A 240-nucleotide genomic window follows, 5' to 3' on the forward strand; every position below is an offset into this window, starting at 1 on the left:
GAAAAAAAAAAACCCCCCCCCCCCCCCCCCCCCCCCCCACCCCCCCCCCACCCCCCCCCCCCCCACCCCCCCCCCCCCCCCCCCCCCCCCCCACCCCCCCCCCCCCCCCCCCCCCCCCCCCCCCGCCCGCCCCCCCCCCCCCCCCCCCCCCCCACCCCCCCCCACCCCCCCCCCCCCCCCACCCCCCCCCCCCCCACCACTCCCTCACCCCCCCACCCGCCCCCCCGCCACGCCCCCCCC

1 protein-coding gene is annotated in these 240 nt (G+C 89.6%); it reads left to right on the forward strand.

Translation table 11 applies throughout. The annotated features are described in order from the left end of the window. On the forward strand, positions 1–240 hold a 240-nt coding region (locus G3N93_RS42550; protein WP_206135297.1), incomplete at both ends, for a hypothetical protein.

This window comes from Burkholderia sp. Se-20378 (assembly GCF_017104665.1).
Classification (GTDB): Bacteria; Pseudomonadota; Gammaproteobacteria; order Burkholderiales; family Burkholderiaceae; genus Burkholderia; species Burkholderia lata.